A 17,254-nucleotide genomic window follows, 5' to 3' on the forward strand; every position below is an offset into this window, starting at 1 on the left:
TGTAGCCGTGAGCTGCTATTTCATGGTGATAAGGAAACCGCTACATCGAACCGATGAGAATCCTACTGAAGAAGAGAACTGCATGATCGTCCGGCAGGTCCAGAACGCCATTCGGATACTGGAATATTTCGTGGATCGGAAATCGCCGGCCACGCTGTCGGAGATCGCCGATGAGTTCGGCTGGCCGCGATCCAGCACGTTCAACCTCATCGAGACCTTGTGCAAGAACGGCCTTCTGCACGAGCCCCGTTTTCGCGGTGGCTACTATCCCACGCACCGGCTTCTCACGCTGGGGACGCAGATCGTCTCGCACGGACCGCTGTCTGAAGCCATTCATGCGATGGTGGCCAGCCTCGCCCGCGCGACGGACGAAACAGCCGTGCTATCCGGACTTTCCGGCAATCACGGCGTCTTTCTCGATGTCGTCGAATCCTCGCAGCCGATCCGCTATTTCGCCCATGTCGGCCAGCCGATACCGCTCTACGCCACCGCGGCCGGGCGCGCCCTCCTGTCCCTGCTCTCGGCCCGCGACCGCGCGACGATCCTGAGCCGCACGGACTATGTACGATATGCGCCCAACACGGCGATGTCGGCAGAGGAGGTCGAGCGCTTTATCGCCGAAGGTACCGCCAAGGGGTACTTCATGAACGACAATGGCTATGCCCCCGACCTTCTCGGCATCGCCATCCCGCTGCCGATCAAGACCCAGCATCTGTGCCTGATGGTTGCCGGGCCCTCGTTCCGCATGCAGCCGCGCGTGGAAGAATTGCTCGCCAGCGTGCGGGATGCGATCGACCGCTACCTGGCGGACGACAACACCGAATCCTGAGTCCTCGCCGATACCGCTGCGCTTACAAAATGCACAGGGGCGCTTTGCGTGTTGACGCAATTGTTCACATATGTGTAAGCTGATGCATGCTCGTGAATACTGGGAGGAATGATGAGCGCTCAAAACACTGGCGATACCGCTGATCTGCCGGTCATCGGCCTCGGGCTGCCCTTCGAGGAATGGACAGTTGGACGGCGCTTCCGCACCATCGGCCGCACAGTCACCGACGCGGACATCACCAATTTCGTATGCGTCACCGGGATGCTGGAGGTGCTGTTCACCAACCTCGACTATCTCGAGAACGAATCCCTGATCAAAGGGCGCCTGGCGCCGGGCGCACTGGTCTATTCCTTCGCAGAGGGCCTGCTTCTCCAGGCCGCCATGCAGCACACCGGCCTCGCTTTCCTCGGGATGGAACTTAAGGTTCATCGGCCGGTGTTCGCCGGCGACACGATTCATGTCCGCTCCGAGGTCACCAGCGCACGCCCGACCTCGAAGCCGGGACGCGGGATCGTCACGGCCATGAACGAGGTGGTCAATCAGAAAGGCGACGTCGTGCTGGCCTACAGCGCGACACGCATGGTCAAGGCGGCGAAGGCCGGCTGACGCTTCCATTTCACCACCATCTGCAATCCGTCATCACTCGGGAGGAAAATCGATGATCGACCTGAAGAAACTTGGAATTGGCGCGGCATCTGCAGTCATGCTGATCGCCGGAGCAACCGCGGCTTCGGCGCAAAGCACCACGGTCCCACTGGCCACCTGGGGCGGCGCGAACCATATCGGCGTGCGCCATTTCGTTCCCGCACTCGAAGCCGCAATCGAAGAGGCGCAGCCGAACAACATCGAGCTCCAGCACTTCCCCGGCGGCCAGCTCGCCCAGGACAGGGACATGCCGGTCGGCATTCCCACCGGCCAGGTCAAGCTGGGCTGGATCACGGTCAACGGCTGGACCGGAACCGTCCCTGACACGAAGATCATGGACGCGCCGACCAGCCTGACGATGGCCGAGTTCAACGAGGTGGTCGACAGGGAAGACGGACTGTTGTCGGTGCTGCAGACAAAGTTCGAGGAGAAGAACAGCGTGTTGCTCGGCCTCGCTGATCTGGGGCCTCCGGCCGTAGTCTCGAAGGAGCGCATCGCGACGCCGGCCGATTTCCAGGGCAAGAAGGTGCGCGTGTTCTCCGAGGGTCAGGCGGCCGCGATCACCGCCTTCGGCGGGTCGCCCGTCACCATCCCCTTCGCCGACGTCTATTCGGCCATGCAGTATGGCACAGTGGACGCCGCCATCATCGGCTTCCAGGGCGTCGACAGCCAGCGTATGTACGAGGTGGCCGAACACGTACTCGTGCCCGCTTCGTTTCTCGGCACGACCATGATGGGTTGGGCGGCCAACAAGAGCTGGCTCGACGGCCTGCCGGAAGGCGATCGCACCGTGCTCGTGGACGCGGTCGACCGGGCCAGCCACGAGAACCGCACGGCCATCGTCGAGGAAATCGACCAGTTGACCGCGCAGTATCGCGAGCGCGGCATGGAAGTCACAATCCTGTCGCCGGACATGCCCGAATTCGCCGAATGGCGGGAAACGACAGCCCCGCTGCTCACCCAGATGCTCGAGACGTTGAGCCCGGAAGTGGCGCGACTGTTCCAGCCGGGCGAATAGGCAATGTCGACGAAACCCAGGTCCGCGGCGCTCGGCGCCGCGGAGGCGGCGATGGACCGGCTCGGCATGGCCTCCAGCGCCATCGCCACGGCGATCATCTGGCTGCTGGCGATCACCGTCACCTATGACGTCATTCTTCGTACGCTTGCCATCCCCACACTCTGGGCGGCCGAAGTCAGCATCTACATGATGATCGCCATGGCCTTTCTTGGCGCCGGCGCCACGCAGATGGTGGACGGGCATTTCAGGGTGACGTTCCTGCGCGACCTCTGCCCGGCCCCGGTGCGCCTGGCGATGGACTACTTTGCCCTTGCTCTCAGCTTCGCTTTCGCGGTCGCCTTCACCTATGGCGCCTGGCAGGCCGCGTCGTTTTCGTGGATGCTCGATTTCAGGACCTCGACCATGCTGCAGGTTCCAATGTGGATACTGCAAGGGCTGATGGTCGCCGGCGGCGTGCTTCTGTCTCTCGCCACGCTGCGTGATCTCATCATGGTGTCCTTCCACGGCGTCGCGCACCGCGACCGAGCCGGTCCCAACGAGGTGGTGTGACATGGCCGGCATCACCATCGGCATCATCGTCCTGTTTCTCTTCCTGCTTGCCTGTTCGGTGCCCGTCTTCGTGGCGATGGGGGTGGCGGCGGTCGCGGGCGCATACCTGGTCGGCGAAGCAAATCTGCTGCAGGATGCTGCGCTCAGTACCTATTCGGCCCTGAACAGTTTCGTCCTGCTGGCCGTGCCGCTCTATATCCTCGCCGGCACCCTTCTCCAGCAGACGGGTCTTTCCGACAAGCTCTTTGCCTTCGCCGCGTCCATCACCTCCGGCATTCGCGGTGGCCTGGGAGTGGCAACGGTCATCGCCTGCGCGATCTTCGCAGCCATATCCGGCTCCAGCGTCGCCACGGCGGCGACCATCGGCCTCGTCGCGATTCCGACGCTAGCGCGCAACGGCTACAAGCTGTCGCGTTCGGGAGCACTGATCGCAGGCGGCGGCACGCTTGGCATCCTCATCCCGCCGTCGATCGGACTTCTGCTGTATGGCGTGCTCACGGATCAGTCGATCGGCGCGCTTTTCGTCGCCGGTGTCGTGCCCGGCATCATCCTCGCCTTTGTCATGGCGCTCTACGCCGTGGCGACCAATCCGCGTGACCCGGAAGCCGAGCCGCTGAGCATCACCAAAGTGATGCACGCCACGCGCGAGGCCGGAGCGGTGCTGCTGTTGCCGGTACTGATCTTCACCGGGATCTATTCAGGTGTTGCGACCGCCACGGAGGTCGCCGCGCTCGCGGTGCTCTATACGGTGATCGTTGGCCTGGCCACCCGCACGCTCGGGTTTGCCCAGTTCGTCGAGGCGGGACGCTCCGCACTGCACGCCTCGGTCATGATCCTGATGCTCGTCGCCTTCGGCGCATTGATGACCCACTTCCTGACGATCACGCGGGTTCCGCAGCTCTTCACCGAATTCGTCGCCGTTTCCGGCCTCGGCTTCTTCGGCACCGTCACCGTCATGGTGCTGTTCTTCCTGGTGCTCGGCATGTTCCTCGAAGCGCTGTCGATGATGCTGATCACGATCCCGATCCTCTACCCGGTCGCGATGGCGATTGGCCTCGATCCGCTGGCGTTCGGCATTTTCATGGTGCTGGCGATCGAGGTGGCGCAGATCACCCCGCCCGTTGGCATCAATCTTTTCACGGTCTCGCAGATCGGCAAGATTCCGTTTGAGGACATCGCCCGCTCGATCGTCCCTTACGTCATCATGATGATCGCCATGATGTATCTCGTCGCCTACTGGCAGGGCCTGGCGACCTGGCTCCCGCAAACCATGGATTACGGCCAATGAACGAACAACGACCCGTCATTGACACGGCCGGGCTGTGGCCCGCCTATGTCGACGCAGGCTATGTCGAAAAGCTGCGCGGTTACGTCGCCGCCAACGTCACCCCTGAGGGCGACCGCATAGACCGCGAGGACATCTACCCCACCGGCATCATGAAGGACCTCGCCAAGTCGGGCTACAGCACCGTCGTCCTGGAAGCCGAGTTCGGCGGCCAGGGCCTGACATACCCGCACGCGGTGGCGCTTTGCGAGGAAGTGGCAGTGGGCAGTGCCGCCGTGGGCGTCTCGCTGATCACCGTTTTCCAGGCGCAGACCATGCTGCGCCGCTTCGGCGTGGACAGCCTAAAAAAGCGCTACCTGCCGCAATTCGCGGACGGCCTTCTCAGCTCCTACGCGCTCACCGAAGCCAATCACGGCAGCGACATCCGCAAGCTCGACACCGGCGCGCGGCGCGAGGGCGACGAATGGGTGATCAAGGGCGAGAAGCACTTCATCACCTCTGGTTCGGCGGCGGAGTTCTTCATCATTCTCGCCCAGACCGAGAACGGCGTCTCGGTCTTCGCGGTGCCACGCGACGCCGAAGGCGTGTCGATCTACGAAGGTCCCAACTCGGCCACCTTCGGCCTGCGCAACGGCCCGCACATGAACGTCGTCTTCGACGATGTGCGCCTGCCTATCGACCATCTCGTGGGCGAAGAGGGCAAGGGCGTGCGCCAGGCGGCGACCGTGCTCAATTATTCGCGCACGCTGGCCGGAGCGATCAGCCTCGGCATCGCACGCGCCGCCTATGAAGGCGCGCTGGCGTTTGCGCGCGACCGCGTCGCCTTCGACAGCCGGGTCCTCGAATTCCAGGGCATCCAATGGTACTTCGCCGATATGCTGACCGAGATCGACGCGGCCCGGCTGCTGATCTACCGCGCCGCAGAGGCGCTGGACCGCAACGAGCAGATCTCGCGCTGGGGAAGCGAGGCCAAGCTCAAGGCCTCGACGGTCGCAACCGCCGTCGCAACCCAGGCTGCCCAGATCTGCGGCGCCTACGGGATCATGGAGAACGCCCCTTTCGGACGCTATCTGCGTGACGCCAAGGCCTACGAGATCGCCGGCGGATCCAACGAGATCCTCAAGAACACGATCGGCAAGTTCCTGATACCCGCTTCGGGTCTCGAAGTCCGGAAGAAGCCGGCCTGATGTCCAATCTGAGTTCGAAGCTGATCGAGCGCGCAGCCACGCAGCCCGACGCACCGGCAGTGCTTTGGGACGACGGCGCGCTGTCGTGGCGCGAACTCGCCGATCTTTCGCTGCGCATGTCGACGCGCATGCGCGAGCGCGGGATCGGCCCGGGCGACCATGTCGCGCTGATGTGCTCCAACCGGCCCGCCTACCTCGTCATCTGGTTCGCTTTGGCCAATATTGGTGCCGTCACCGTTTCGGTGAATACCGGCCTTGTAGGGGATGGGCTGCGCTATTCACTGACCCAGAGCAGCGCGCGCGCCCTCTTCATCGAAAAAGACCTGATGGAAGAGCGGCGCTCGGATCTCGACGCTCTCACCACCTCACTCGACATCGTCGCCTTTGATGGCGACGAGCAAATCTTCTCCGAGGCACGCCGCTGCGCGCCGGACACACAATTCGACGGCGCCAGCCACACGCCGCTCAGCATCATCTACACCTCCGGTACCACCGGCCTGCCAAAGGGCGTGCTGAATAGCCACGAAGCGTTCCTGGCCAGCGGACGATGGATGTCGCGGGCTCTCGATATCGTCCCGGCCGATCGCATCATGGTCTTCCTGCCGCTTTTCCATACCAATCCGCAGATGTACGCCGTCATGTCCGCGCTGGAGACGGGCTGCGCGCTCGTGCTGCGCCCGAAATTCTCCGTCAGCCGGTTCTTCGACGACGCCAGGCGTTTCGACTGCACGCTTTTCACCTATGTCGGCACGGTGCTCGCGATGCTGACCAGCCGTCTCCAGGAACCCGACCGCGACCACAAACTCACCCGGTGCGTCGGCGGCGGCTGTCCGCCCGAGGTCTGGCAGGCGATGCAGGAGCGGTTCGGGGTCAACCCGCACGAACTCTACGGCATGACCGAGGTCGGCGGCTGGGTTACCGGCAACACGACCGCCGACTACCGCTTCGGAAGCTGCGGCCTGCCCCGCCCCGATGTCGAGGTTGCGATCGTCGACGACAGCGACATGCCGTTACCGGCAGGCAGGGCAGGTGAAATCGTGGTGCGGCCCAAGGCGCCGAACGTGCTCCTGACCGGCTACTGGAACAAACCCGAGGCAAGCTGGGAGGCGGCGCGTAATTTCTGGTTCCACACCGGCGATTCAGGCAGCATGGACGAAGACGGCTATCTCTATTTCCACGGCCGCATGAAGGAAATCATTCGCCGGGGCGGCGAGAACATATCGCCTTTCGAGATCGAGACCGCGCTTCTCAACCATCCCGAGATAGAGGATGCCGCCGTGGTCGGCGTTCCCGATCCCATATTCGGTCAGGAGATAAAGGCGGTGGTCGTCACCAGGGCGGGCTTCCGTCCGGACACCATCCGCTCGTTCCTCACCGGCCGCGTCGCCGCCTTCATGCTGCCGCGCTACGTGCAGACGGTCGGTCAGATTCCACGCACCGAGACCCAGAAAATACAGCGTCGCGCGCTGCAGGAAGACAGCACCGGCGTCATCGATCTTGAAGGAGCCAGAGCCGATGCCTGAATCTTTGCGCGGGCTCCACTATCGCGTCGACGACATCCGCGCGCCATGGGCGGACGAAACGCTTCCGGTGCTGTTCAACCACGGCATCGGCACGGACATGGACATCTGGGCCGAGTGGGTGCCGGTGCTGGCCGCGCGTCATCGCGTCGTCCGCTTCGACATGCGCGGCTTCGGCCGGTCGCCGGTTCCCGAAGAAGACCACCAATGGACGATGGATGAATTGACCGGGGACCTGTGGAGCGTGGCAGATGCCGCGGGTGCTGCCCGCGTGCATCTCGTCGGTGAATCCATGGGCGGAACGATCGTGCTTGCCGCCGCCATCGCGCAGCCGGACCGCGTCGCTTCGGTGACGATCTCCAACGCATCGTTCAAGGGCAAGGGGCTGGGCGAACTCGCCTACTGGCGCGAGCAGTTCGCCGATGGCGGTGCCGTCGGCTGGAGCCGCCGCATGATGGACAACCGTTTCGCGCCCGGGGCCGGCGAGGAGCGCGCGCTGGCGTGGTTCCAGGAAACCCAGTCGCGCACACGCCCGCATGTGGCCATGGGGCTCGGCACGCTGCTTGCCGGCTCCGACCTCTCCGACCAACTGCGCTCGCTCGACGTGCCGATCTCCGTCGTGCTACCCGACTCCAGCCCATTCGTGCCACTCGCCCATGGTTCCGAACTGGAAACGATCGCGCCGAATGTTCGTTTTCGGACGGTCGCGGGCGTTCGCCACGGGCTGCCCTTCTCGCATGCCCGCAGCGAAGCTGCCCACCTGCTGGATTTCCTGTCGACCACCGATCTGTGACGCGTCAGGAAAAGCCCTTCAGCCTGCCATGCCGCGCTACTGTGTCCCGAAAACGTTGCATCGGGGCCTCCGAGACCCCGTCGAGAAACCGGGTGCGAGTAATGCCGATGCGCCTTCAGCGAAGATCGCCATCGAGCGCGGCCTCGTATGCCGGCACTTGCCGCCGCAACGACGTTGCATCGAACGGATCGTGCCCCGCGATGATCGTCAGCAGCCTGGCACTGTCGCGCGCCGAGCGGGCCAGCGGACCGATTCAGTCGAAGCAGGGCGCCAAGCGGCATCGCGCCGTGGCCAGCACTCTCGCCGTGCCCTCGCTGGCGGCAAAGGGCGGCAAGCGCGAGCCTTTACTGGCTGTCCTTGCTCCTGCGCTTCCAGAGTGTGGTGCGGGAAATGCCCAATCGCTTCGCCGCCTCGCCGACCCTGCCATCGCTCTCCGCCAAAGCACGGTCGATAAGGTCGCTTTCCGCCTTCCGACGTGTCCCGGCCAGCGTCTCGGGCTCTGCCACTCCGAGCGCTGCCTCCGGAAAAATGTCTGCGCGTTCCAGAACGTCGCCCCTTGCGAGCACGCTGGCGCGCTCCAGCCTGTTGCGAAGTTCGCGGATGTTTCCCGGCCAGCCGTGGCTGTTGAGCGCCGCCATCGCGTCCGGCGATATTGTGCGCGCCGGCAAATCCTGACGGATTGCCGCTTGACCCAGCAACCGCATGGCAAGCGGCTCGATCTCGTCGCGTCGTTGCCGCAAGGGCGGCAGTGCTACCTCGATGACCGAAAGCCGATAGTAGAGATCCTCGCGAAACGTCTTGTCGGCACGCATCTGCTCGAGGTCCGCGTTGGTTGCCGCCACGATGCGCCCGGCGAAGGCTCGCTCGCTGCGTGAGCCTACAGGCCGAAACCGGCGGTCTTCCAGCACGCGCAACAGGGCAATCTGCAACCGCGCGTCGAGCTCCCCGATTTCGTCGAGGAACAGCGTCCCTTTACCAGCCTCCTCGAAGAAGCCGACATGGGACTGCGATGCGCCGGTGAAGGCCCCGCGTTCATGCCCGAAGAACTGGCTCTCCAGAAGTTCGTGCGGGATCGCGCCACAGTTCACGGCCACGAAGGGCTGGTCGGTTCGACGAGATGCGGCGTGGAGATAGCGCGCGGCGATCTCCTTGCCGGTTCCCGTTTCGCCGGTGATCAGCACCGGCAGGTCGGTATCGGCCACACGCCGAAGCTGGTCGGTTATCGCGCGTGTGGCAGGCGACAACGCGAAATCGATCGCGCCGGCATTTTCCACCGGCACGCGTGGCTTTGCGAGGCGCTTGCGGATGCGGCCGACAAGGTCATCGACGTCATAGGGCTTCGTCAGGTAGTCGTCCGCGCCAGCCTTGACGAGGCGCACTGCCTGGTCGATCTCGCCAAAGGCGGTCGCGAACAGGATGGGCGTGTCGCCAAGCCACGGTTGGGCGCGGCGGTAGAGATCCTCTCCGGAGCCATCGGGAAGCACGATATCCGAAAAGATGAAGTCCGGCCGCCGCCGCTTCATCGCGGCAAGTGCCTCGGCGCAGTTCTTTGCCCAGGTTGTATCGAGACCTTCGAGCTTCAGTCGCTGCAGCAGCGCGCCGCCCAGGATCGCGTCATCCTCTACGAGAAGAATGTGCGGGGGGCTCATTGCCCTGCCTCCCGCGGCTGCAATGGCAAGTGCAGGGTGATCCGTGTACCCGAGCCCTGACGCGACTGCACCGACACCCGCCCATCAAGGCGCTCGACGAGCCGCACCACCACGCCGACGCCAAGCCCAGGTGCCTGAGACGACGCGTCGCCCGCCTCCAGGGCCCGTGCCATTTGTGGCTCCAGGCCTCCGCCATGGTCTTCCACTTCGATCATGAGTTGCCGATCGACGAGGCGCGCGCTCAACTTGACGATGCCTCCCTTGCTGGATGCCTGCACGGCGTTCAGAAGCAGGTTCAGCAGAACCTGCCTCACCTCCAGTGCCGCGACAGCAACCTCGTCGGGCAGGTTCAGTTCCATCATGATCGAGACATCGCGCGATCTGCCATCTGCTTCGACCAGTAGCCGCAGATCGTCGAAGTCGCGATGGGACAATGGTCGCCATGTCGCGCGGGTGCGATGGTTCGCCAGCGTGGCGTTCACCACCTCCTCGAGAGCGCTCACCCCCCTTTCGAGGAAATCGACGGCCTCCTCGCGGGTTTCAGCACGGTCGCCGAAATGCTTCAGCGTTCCAAGCGCTGTGCGCATGCCCCCGAGCGGGTTGCGCACTTCGTGAGCGATCGTGGCGGTCAGGCGGCCGAGCACCGCCTCCCGCTCGCGATCCGCCAGATGGGTCAGCAGGGCCTCGCGCTCCTGACTTGCATGGGCCATCGCATTGAAGGCGTGAAACATGCGCGCCGCCTGCCGGTCCCCTTGCGGCATCTCATCCTCGGCGATCGGGCGCGGGCTACCGAAGGCCGCGTCGTAGAGACGCCGCGCAAGCAGCGTGATCGGCTGCTGCAGCCTTCGAACCATAAAGAAGCCTATCGCGGCACAGACGAGACTGAAGACAAGGTCGAAGACGAGCAGATACCAGCGCAGTTGGCGCGGCGATTCCTGAAACGCGGACAGGTCGAGGTCGGCAGCGACAGTGCCCACCTTCTCGCCTCCCGCATCCAGTCCGCGCCATATCCACATCCCGCCACCGGCCGACATGGGCAATGTTCCGGTCTCCGCCAGACCTATCTCGGGCGGCAGTGCAGTCCTGCCGTTTTCGCCCGAACGCAGAACCTCGGCCCGGATCCGTCCGTCATTGCCGATGAACAGCAGACGGCGGTCGACGATGCCTTCGTGGAATTCCAGCGCTTCCTCCAGAACGGAGCGGACGCCGGCGTCGTTTCCAGCGCGCACATGCGGAAGCACAGCCGCCGAGAGCCCATCCAGATAGACGTGGCCCAGCGTCTCCGCCTGCCGCTCCTGCTGCCGGGACATCACGCCGATCGCCGTTTGGGTGGAGGCGACGGCGGCAAAGAAGATCATCATCGCCACGAACAGCGGCAAGCGCACCACGACGGGAATCTTGTGCGCCAGCGATTCCAGTGTACCTGCACTCCCGTTTGCGATCTCCTCCGCAGGTTCGCAAGCCGGGCGGCGCGCTTCAACCAAAAACGACGATCGGGGCATCGTCATCCCCCGTCTGGTTCGAGACGGTGATGCGGTGGCGGGCAAGCCGCGACATGGGCGCGATCTTCCGGTCGGCGAGGCCGTGATCGAACCAAGCATGGCGCGACATGACCAGCGCCACGCCCTTGGCAAGCTTGTCCTTCAGGATCGGGATCGGATCACCCTCCTCCACGTCGAGGCCCAGCGCGACACCGGCGCGGGTGGCCTCTTCCTCGACGATCTCGATCGTCTCCGCCACACGTCGGCGCGCGTCGGCGGTGAGCGTGTTGCGCAACTGCCTCGCGTAGAAGCTGGCGCCCAGCGGTACGGGGCCGACATCATGCAGCAGCTTGGTGTCGATGATCGCAAGCCCGGCCAGCTCGACGCGATGCGCCTTGGCCAGCTCGACGGCGTGCGCGATAGCCGCTTCGATGCCAGGCCCGGCGGCGATGCCCAGAACGACCTGTTCGATCTTGTTGTTCATTGTGTTCCTCCGAATTCTGGCAGCAGCGGGCTGTTCAAAGTCGCCGCGCGGCAGTTCGCCCTCGAGCTGGTCTTTCTGCGTGCCACCCCAAAGCGGAACGCCCGCCACGTAGCCGGCTCGGGCGAGCAAGTGGCCGGCGATGGGTTGGGTGAGCAGCAGAAACGCGATGGCGATCACCACCTTGAGCCACATGCCCGGCGACGGTTCGGCAAACGCCACGCCAATCAGAAGCAGGCCGCACCCCGCTACGCCTGCCTTGGTGGCGGCGTGCATACGCATGAAGAAGTCCGGCAAACGCAGGACGCCAACGGCAGCGACGAGGCAAAGACCTGCGCCAGCCACGAGAAACAGAACCGAGAAAAATGCCATCACGGGTTGTCCTCCTCGTCGATCGAGCCGCGCTCGATGAAACCGGCGAACGCCACGGCTGCGAGGAAACCGACCAGGGCGATACCAAGCGCGATATCGATGAAGGCGACCGAACCGGAGACGACGACCGCCAGCCCGGCGGCCGCCACGCCGAGCAGGCCGAGAATGTCGAGCGCGACAACCCGGTCCGGTCCCGACGGCCCGTGGACGATACGCACTCCGGCGCACAGCATGGCTGCGACAACCAGGACCGCGGCGATGACAACACCGGCGGCAAGGAAGGTCCCGTCCATCATGAGAGCACCTCCTTGATGCGCCGCTCGAAACCATCCTTGATCTGGCTGACGCTGGCGTCGGATGCGTTCATGACGTGGACGAAGAGTGTCGATTGATCCCTGCTGACATGCAGGCTGGTGGTGCCGGGCGTCAGCGTGATCATGTTTGCAAGCAGCGTGATGCCGGCACGGCTTTCGACATCCAGCGGCACGGCGACGATGGCCGAGCGGATCGGCCGCCTGGGGTGGAGAACGGTGAGGACCACGTCCTTCACGGAGAGCATGAGCTCGCGCAAGAACAGCCCGCCAAGCCGCAGCCAGGAGAAGATGACGTTCATGGGCGTGCCTCCGTAAGTTGATCGGGAACGCCGAAGACGGCGTCGATGTAGACGGACTTGTCGAGAAGCTGCTCGCCGGCGCGCATCGAGTAGTCGACGAAGGGCTCCGCGTAGAGGCCGATCGTCAGCGTGATCGCGGCAAGGGCGACGACAGGCGCAAGCATGACCAACTGCGTGCGCCGGTCCGACTGCCAGGCGCTCATGGCAGGACTGGCCTCGGCAGGTGCCGCCTTCCAGAACGCTTCGTTCCAGATCTTCAGCATCGAATAGAGCGTCAGCACGCCGACTGCGAGCCCCGCCACCGCGAGCGCCAGGTGACCCGCATCCAGGCTGGCCTTGATGACGGTGAATTTCGACCAGAATCCCGACAGCGGCGGCAGTCCGGCGAGCGACAGCGCCGGTATGAGAAACAGCACGCCGAGGACCGGCAGGTTCTTGTAGAGCCCCCCGGTCTTCTTGAGATCGAACGAACCGCCCGCACGATGCACGATTCCGGCGATCAGGAAGAGGTTGGCCTTCACGATGATGTGGTGGATCACGTAGAGGATCGACCCGCCTATCGCCAGCGGCGTGGCGACGGCGATGCCGAACAGCATGTAGCCGATCTGGCTGATGATGTGGAACGACAGGATGCGGCGCATGTCGAAATGCGCGGCCGCCCCCAACACGCCCGTCACCATGGTGAATATCGCCACCGCTGCGACGATCGGGCCGGTATAGCTCGCATCACCGTCGAAAAGCAGCGTGAAGGTTCGCAGGATCGCGTAGACGCCGACTTTGGTGAGCAGTGCCGCGAAGATTGCCACGATCGGTGCGGAAGCCGTGTGATAGGCCGCCGGCAACCAGTAGAAGAGCGGGAATACGGCCGCCTTGGCGCCGAAGGCGGCAAGGAACATCACCGCCAGTGCCGTCACCAGCCCCTGGTTTTCCAGCGTCGGGATGACACGTGCCAGATCGGCGAGATTGAGCGTGCCGGTCATACCGTAGAGGAACGCGACGCTCATCAGGAAGAATGTCGTAGCGATCAGATTCAGCGTCACATACTTGATGCCGGCATCGAGCTGCTCGCGCGTGCCGCCCAGCGCCAGCAGCCCGAACGAGGAGATCAGCATGATCTCGAACCAGACATAGAGATTGAAGATGTCGCCGGTCAGGAACGCGCCGGTCACGCCAAGCAGCAGGCCTTGGTAGAGGATGTGATAGAAAGCGTTCTCGCGCTCCTCGACGTCGCCGACAAGACCATAGACGCCGACCGCGACCGCCATGATGCCCGTGATCAGGACCATCGCCGCAGCCAGCATGTCGCCGACGAAGCTGATGCCGAATGGCGGCGCCCATCCGCCGAACTGGGTGGCGACGACCGTTCCGTCCCGTGTCGCCAGGAGCAGCGCGATTGCCGCGCCCAGTAGACCCATATTCGCCAGCAACCCGAATATCCGCTGCAGACGCGGTCGGTTCCAGGCAAGCGTGCACAGCGCGATGCCGATCGCCGGCGCGAGGATCGGCAGGGTCAAAAGCAGGTCGGCGCTCATTCCGCCGGCTCCCTGGTTCGAGTCGGCGATGCCGGCCGGGCGCGCGGCGCAGATTTCTGTCCGGCGCCCGGTTCGGCCTCCTGCATCGCGTCTGTATCGACCGTGCCGAGACGACGGTGCGCGTTTTCGAACAGCACGACGGTAAAGGCGACGAGCGAGAACGAGATGACGATCGCCGTTAGGATCAGCGCCTGCGGCAGCGGATTGGCGCCGCCGGCCAGCATGGTTTCGCCGACCGGGACCAGTGGCGGGGTGCGCGACCCCATGCGCCCGGCGAGAAAGATCGACAGGTTCGTCGCATTGCCGAGCAGCAGCAGGCCGAGCACGACCCGCAGCACGTTTCGCGACATAAGCAGATAGGCGGCGACTGCCACCATGATGCCGAAAGCGAGGGCGAAGACAGGCTCCATCTCACTCCTCCAGGTAGTAGAACAGGAAGCTGAGCACGGCCCCGATCACCACGAGGAAGACCCCGATGTCGAAGATGAGCGTCGTGCCCAGCGCGACCTCGAAGGGCCATTGATGGGTGAGGTAGGGCTGCTGCATCAGTAGCGCCGGAAGTCCCGACAGGAGCGCCACGACGATCCCGGCGCCGATATAGGTTTTCGGCGATGCGCGAAGCAGACGGATCAGCGACAGCCTGCCGCGCGGGATCGTGTGGACCGCGATGCCCGCCGCCGCGATGAGGCCGCCGATGAAGCCGCCGCCAGGCTCGTTGTGACCCCGCAGGAGGACGTAGATCGAGAAGATGAGCGCCGCCGGCAGGATGAGACGGCTTGTGGCGCGGAGGATCATCGAATTCATGACCGGTTCTCCTGCTTGCGCCGGCGGACGCCGGCCAGGACGGCCGCCGCCGCGATGGCGGCCAGGCCAAGCACGATGATCTCGCCCAGCGTGTCGATCGCGCGGAAATCCACGAGGATGACGTTCACCAGATTGCGGCCATGCGCCTCCGGCACGCTGGCCTCGCGGAAGAAGTCCGACAGACGGTCATCAAAGGGCTGGGCCAGCACGCTCAGCATGAACAGGCACGCGACAAGGCCGATACCCGCCGCGATCGCGATGTCGCGCATGCGTTGCTCGCGACTGCGGTATTCCTGCTCGCGGAACGGCATCCTGCCGACGATCGCCAGCATGATGACGATGGCGAGCGCTTCGACCGAGAACTGCGTGAAGGCGAGGTCCGGCGCGCCCTGGAACAGAAACAGCAGCGCAATGGCGAAGCCGGCCATGCCGGCGGCGACGATGCCGGCGACGAAGTTGCGCGCCCTCGCGACAGCAAGCGCGGCCACCACGAGCAGCGCGGCGATGGCGATCTCGGGGACCAGGCCGCCCGCGAAGGAGGGCATTTGGAAGCCGTCACGCAGTAGAAGCGTTGCGCCGCCGGCGATGGCGATGGACAGGAGCGTTCGCCCGACATAGACGCGCATGCTGCCGGTCTGAATCAGTTGCGTCTGCCACACGGCAATCCGCTGGAGACCGTCGATCAGCCGGTCGTAGAAGAGGTCCGGCCCCCACCGGTCGATCTCGGTGATGGTGGCAAGGCGCGTGCGCAGTCCGTCCCAGCGTCGATAGGCGATGACCCCAAGCACCAGCGTGACGACGCTGAGCGCGAGCATCGGCGTGAAGCCGTGCCACAGCGTCAGGTAATAGTCGAGAGGTGCACCGACGATGGCGCTTGCGGCCGGTACGATCAAGCCGTCCCCGACGAGCCATGGCATGGCCCCGAACACGAGACCGAGAACCGAGAGCACAGCCGGGCCGGCAAGCATCGAGAACCCCGGGTCGTGCGGCGTCCTGGGCGTGGAGGAAAGGTCGCCGTAAAAGCAGCGGATCGCGACGATGAATGCAACCACCACCATGGAGACATTGGCCAGCAGGGCAACACCGACCAGGACCCACGACGTCGCATCTTCCAGTCCGGTTTCGTACACCAGCTCCTTGGCGGCGAAGCCGATGAATGGCGGCAGTCCGGCCATCGAGAGGGCGCCGAGCAGCGCGACGGCGGCCGTGAGCGGCATCGCGTGGCGCAAGCCGCCGAGCGCGGACGAGTCGCGGCTGCCGGTCGCGTGATCGATAATGCCCGCCACCATGAACAGGCACGCCTTGTAAAGCGCGTGGACGACGAGGAACGTCACAACGGCCACGGCTGCGAGTTCTCCCTCGATGCCGATCAGCATAACCAGCGTGCCAAGGGACACGATGGTGGAATAGGCGAGGACGCGCTTGAGGTCGGTCTCGCGCATTGCCAGCACCGCGCCCGTCAGCATCGTCAGCGCGCCGAAGCCCGTGAGAAGCGTGATCCACAGCGCGTGGTCGGAGAATACCGGATCGAACCGGGCGAGCAGGTAGACGCCCAGCTTCACCATGGTGGCTGAATGCAGATAGGCCGAAACGGGCGTTGGCGCGACCATGGCGTTGGCGAGCCAGGCGTGCAGGGGCGCTTGCGCCGACTTGGTGAAGGCCCCGGCGGCGAAGAGCACGATGATGGACGGCGCGGCCGGGTGAGCGGCGATCATGTCCGCCTGCTCGAGAATGCGCGTGATCGAGAAGGTGCCGGCGACCGAACCGAGCACGATGACGCCGGCAAGCATCGCAAGGCCGCCACCCACGGTGATGAGCAGACCCTGCTGCGCCGAGCGGCGGGACTCGGCCTTTTCCGGCGAATAGCCGATCAGCAGGAACGACGTGAGGCTGGTGAGTTCCCAGAACACCACGAGCAGCATGAGATTGTCGGCGAGAACGGTGCCTAGCATCGACGCCATGAAAAGCGTCAACACCACATAGAAGCGGGTGAGCCTGGGAGCGCCCTTCAAATAGGCAGAGGCATAGAGGAAGACGGCCGTGCCGATGCCGCTGATCAGCAGCGCGAACGTCAGCGACAGCCCGTCGATCCGAAATGCGGCGTCGATACCGAGGCTGGGGATCCACGGATAGGCTTCCAGCACGATATCACCGGCGGAAACGATGGGCAGGAAAGTGCAGAAGCCGATGAACAGCACCAATGGCGCCGCCGCCACGAGCGGCAGGGAGCGCCTGCCCGCCAGACCAACCAGCGGGGCGGAAACAAATGCAAACGCAACAAGTGCTAGAACGGTCATCTTCCGGGCTCTCTCCTGTCGAGAAACCCAAAGGAAGATTCATGCCAGTTGGAAGAAAACCGCGAAAACGCCGGGAATCAGCGGTTTTTGCACCACAAGGCGTCGCTCGGCGGTTCAGTAGTGTGAACCTTGGCAACGCCCGATGTTCACGGAAATGAACGAGCATGCCGCCGGTGGGCAACGCCGAACTACAGAAGAC

The 17,254-nt window shown here is 64.4% G+C and carries 17 protein-coding genes; 8 read left to right on the forward strand and 9 right to left on the reverse strand.

Annotated elements, in window-relative coordinates; translation table 11 throughout:
* The first annotated feature begins 82 nt into the window (after positions 1 to 82).
* The 8 genes from AAFN84_RS17405 to AAFN84_RS17440 all read left to right on the forward strand — a co-directional run bounded on the left by AAFN84_RS17405 (position 83) and on the right by AAFN84_RS17440 (position 7,826).
* A complete protein-coding gene (locus AAFN84_RS17405) occupies positions 83 to 829 on the forward strand; it encodes an IclR family transcriptional regulator (protein ID WP_347515902.1) in 747 nt (248 codons plus the stop codon).
* 111 nt (positions 830 to 940) lie between these two features.
* Positions 941 to 1,435, forward strand: a complete 495-nt coding sequence (locus AAFN84_RS17410) for a MaoC/PaaZ C-terminal domain-containing protein (protein ID WP_347515903.1) — start codon at positions 941 to 943, stop codon at positions 1,433 to 1,435.
* Between the two features lie 52 nt (positions 1,436 to 1,487).
* Positions 1,488 to 2,492: a TRAP transporter substrate-binding protein gene (locus AAFN84_RS17415; protein ID WP_347515904.1), complete on the forward strand. Its 1,005-nt coding sequence runs from the start codon at positions 1,488 to 1,490 to the stop codon at positions 2,490 to 2,492.
* Positions 2,493 to 2,495: 3 nt separating this feature from the next.
* The gene (locus AAFN84_RS17420; protein ID WP_347515905.1) at positions 2,496 to 3,041 is read left to right on the forward strand and encodes a TRAP transporter small permease; all 546 of its coding nucleotides are present in this window, start codon (positions 2,496 to 2,498) and stop codon (positions 3,039 to 3,041) included.
* 1 nt (position 3,042) lies between these two features.
* Positions 3,043 to 4,329 (forward strand): TRAP transporter large permease, encoded by a 1,287-nt coding sequence (locus AAFN84_RS17425; protein WP_347515906.1) that lies wholly within the window; start codon positions 3,043 to 3,045, stop codon positions 4,327 to 4,329.
* Positions 4,326 to 5,513 carry an acyl-CoA dehydrogenase family protein gene (locus AAFN84_RS17430; RefSeq protein ID WP_347515907.1) on the forward strand — a complete coding sequence of 396 codons (1,188 nt, stop codon included), beginning with the start codon at positions 4,326 to 4,328 and terminating at the stop codon, positions 5,511 to 5,513. The genes AAFN84_RS17425 and AAFN84_RS17430 overlap by 4 nt, the downstream gene beginning before the upstream one ends.
* Entirely contained in the window at positions 5,513 to 7,036 is a 1,524-nt protein-coding gene (locus AAFN84_RS17435; RefSeq protein WP_347515908.1) for an AMP-binding protein, read from the forward strand. Before AAFN84_RS17430 ends, AAFN84_RS17435 begins: the two co-directional genes overlap by 1 nt.
* Positions 7,029 to 7,826, forward strand: a complete 798-nt coding sequence (locus tag AAFN84_RS17440; RefSeq protein ID WP_347515909.1) for an alpha/beta hydrolase — start codon at positions 7,029 to 7,031, stop codon at positions 7,824 to 7,826. The genes AAFN84_RS17435 and AAFN84_RS17440 overlap by 8 nt, the downstream gene beginning before the upstream one ends.
* Before the next feature lie 344 nt (positions 7,827 to 8,170).
* On the opposite strand, the gene AAFN84_RS17445 is transcribed toward AAFN84_RS17440, so the two are convergent.
* From AAFN84_RS17445 to mbhE, 9 genes are read right to left on the reverse strand one after another with little or no spacing between them, the layout of a single operon-like run.
* Positions 8,171 to 9,475, reverse strand: coding sequence for a sigma-54 dependent transcriptional regulator (locus tag AAFN84_RS17445; RefSeq protein WP_347515910.1), 1,305 nt, complete (start codon positions 9,473 to 9,475; stop codon positions 8,171 to 8,173).
* The gene (locus AAFN84_RS17450; protein ID WP_347515911.1) at positions 9,472 to 10,977 is read right to left on the reverse strand and encodes a HAMP domain-containing sensor histidine kinase; all 1,506 of its coding nucleotides are present in this window, start codon (positions 10,975 to 10,977) and stop codon (positions 9,472 to 9,474) included. The genes AAFN84_RS17445 and AAFN84_RS17450 overlap by 4 nt, the downstream gene beginning before the upstream one ends.
* Positions 10,952 to 11,809, reverse strand: a complete 858-nt coding sequence (gene mnhG / locus AAFN84_RS17455) for a monovalent cation/H(+) antiporter subunit G (protein WP_347516218.1) — start codon at positions 11,807 to 11,809, stop codon at positions 10,952 to 10,954. The genes AAFN84_RS17450 and mnhG overlap by 26 nt, the downstream gene beginning before the upstream one ends.
* A complete protein-coding gene (locus tag AAFN84_RS17460) occupies positions 11,809 to 12,105 on the reverse strand; it encodes a monovalent cation/H+ antiporter complex subunit F (protein WP_347515912.1) in 297 nt (98 codons plus the stop codon). Before AAFN84_RS17460 ends, mnhG begins: the two co-directional genes overlap by 1 nt.
* On the reverse strand, positions 12,102 to 12,422 hold the full coding sequence (locus AAFN84_RS17465; RefSeq protein WP_347515913.1) for a Na+/H+ antiporter subunit E: 321 nt from the start codon (positions 12,420 to 12,422) through the stop codon (positions 12,102 to 12,104). The genes AAFN84_RS17460 and AAFN84_RS17465 overlap by 4 nt, the downstream gene beginning before the upstream one ends.
* Positions 12,419 to 13,954: a proton-conducting transporter membrane subunit gene (locus tag AAFN84_RS17470; protein WP_347515914.1), complete on the reverse strand. Its 1,536-nt coding sequence runs from the start codon at positions 13,952 to 13,954 to the stop codon at positions 12,419 to 12,421. The genes AAFN84_RS17465 and AAFN84_RS17470 overlap by 4 nt, the downstream gene beginning before the upstream one ends.
* Complete coding sequence (locus tag AAFN84_RS17475; RefSeq protein WP_347515915.1) at positions 13,951 to 14,364, reverse strand: NADH-quinone oxidoreductase subunit K; 414 nt, start codon at positions 14,362 to 14,364, stop codon at positions 13,951 to 13,953. Before AAFN84_RS17475 ends, AAFN84_RS17470 begins: the two co-directional genes overlap by 4 nt.
* Position 14,365: 1 nt before the next feature.
* The gene (locus tag AAFN84_RS17480) at positions 14,366 to 14,758 is read right to left on the reverse strand and encodes an MnhB domain-containing protein (protein ID WP_347515916.1); all 393 of its coding nucleotides are present in this window, start codon (positions 14,756 to 14,758) and stop codon (positions 14,366 to 14,368) included.
* Positions 14,755 to 17,055, reverse strand: a complete 2,301-nt coding sequence (gene mbhE / locus AAFN84_RS17485; RefSeq protein WP_347515917.1) for a hydrogen gas-evolving membrane-bound hydrogenase subunit E — start codon at positions 17,053 to 17,055, stop codon at positions 14,755 to 14,757. Before mbhE ends, AAFN84_RS17480 begins: the two co-directional genes overlap by 4 nt.
* Positions 17,056 to 17,254 lie beyond the last annotated feature (199 nt).

Source organism: Mesorhizobium sp. CAU 1741 (assembly GCF_039839275.1).
Taxonomy (GTDB): Bacteria; Pseudomonadota; Alphaproteobacteria; order Rhizobiales; family Rhizobiaceae; genus Aerobium.

What these genes read in the sequence shown, in the direction of transcription:
- AAFN84_RS17435 (WP_347515908.1), top strand. Translation starts at nt 5,513, where the DNA reads ATGTCCAATCTGAGTTCGAAGCTGATCGAGCGCGCAGCCACGCAGCCC.
- AAFN84_RS17460 (WP_347515912.1), bottom strand. Translation starts at nt 12,105, where the DNA reads ATGATGGACGGGACCTTCCTTGCCGCCGGTGTTGTCATCGCCGCGGTC.
- AAFN84_RS17465 (WP_347515913.1), bottom strand. Translation starts at nt 12,422, where the DNA reads ATGAACGTCATCTTCTCCTGGCTGCGGCTTGGCGGGCTGTTCTTGCGC.
- AAFN84_RS17430 (WP_347515907.1), top strand. Translation starts at nt 4,326, where the DNA reads ATGAACGAACAACGACCCGTCATTGACACGGCCGGGCTGTGGCCCGCC.
- AAFN84_RS17420 (WP_347515905.1), top strand. Translation starts at nt 2,496, where the DNA reads ATGTCGACGAAACCCAGGTCCGCGGCGCTCGGCGCCGCGGAGGCGGCG.
- AAFN84_RS17475 (WP_347515915.1), bottom strand. Translation starts at nt 14,364, where the DNA reads ATGGAGCCTGTCTTCGCCCTCGCTTTCGGCATCATGGTGGCAGTCGCC.
- mbhE (WP_347515917.1), bottom strand. Translation starts at nt 17,055, where the DNA reads ATGACCGTTCTAGCACTTGTTGCGTTTGCATTTGTTTCCGCCCCGCTG.
- mnhG (WP_347516218.1), bottom strand. Translation starts at nt 11,809, where the DNA reads ATGGCATTTTTCTCGGTTCTGTTTCTCGTGGCTGGCGCAGGTCTTTGC.
- AAFN84_RS17405 (WP_347515902.1), top strand. Translation starts at nt 83, where the DNA reads ATGATCGTCCGGCAGGTCCAGAACGCCATTCGGATACTGGAATATTTC.
- AAFN84_RS17410 (WP_347515903.1), top strand. Translation starts at nt 941, where the DNA reads ATGAGCGCTCAAAACACTGGCGATACCGCTGATCTGCCGGTCATCGGC.
- AAFN84_RS17425 (WP_347515906.1), top strand. Translation starts at nt 3,043, where the DNA reads ATGGCCGGCATCACCATCGGCATCATCGTCCTGTTTCTCTTCCTGCTT.
- AAFN84_RS17480 (WP_347515916.1), bottom strand. Translation starts at nt 14,758, where the DNA reads ATGAATTCGATGATCCTCCGCGCCACAAGCCGTCTCATCCTGCCGGCG.
- AAFN84_RS17415 (WP_347515904.1), top strand. Translation starts at nt 1,488, where the DNA reads ATGATCGACCTGAAGAAACTTGGAATTGGCGCGGCATCTGCAGTCATG.
- AAFN84_RS17450 (WP_347515911.1), bottom strand. Translation starts at nt 10,977, where the DNA reads ATGCCCCGATCGTCGTTTTTGGTTGAAGCGCGCCGCCCGGCTTGCGAA.
- AAFN84_RS17440 (WP_347515909.1), top strand. Translation starts at nt 7,029, where the DNA reads ATGCCTGAATCTTTGCGCGGGCTCCACTATCGCGTCGACGACATCCGC.
- AAFN84_RS17445 (WP_347515910.1), bottom strand. Translation starts at nt 9,475, where the DNA reads ATGAGCCCCCCGCACATTCTTCTCGTAGAGGATGACGCGATCCTGGGC.
- AAFN84_RS17470 (WP_347515914.1), bottom strand. Translation starts at nt 13,954, where the DNA reads ATGAGCGCCGACCTGCTTTTGACCCTGCCGATCCTCGCGCCGGCGATC.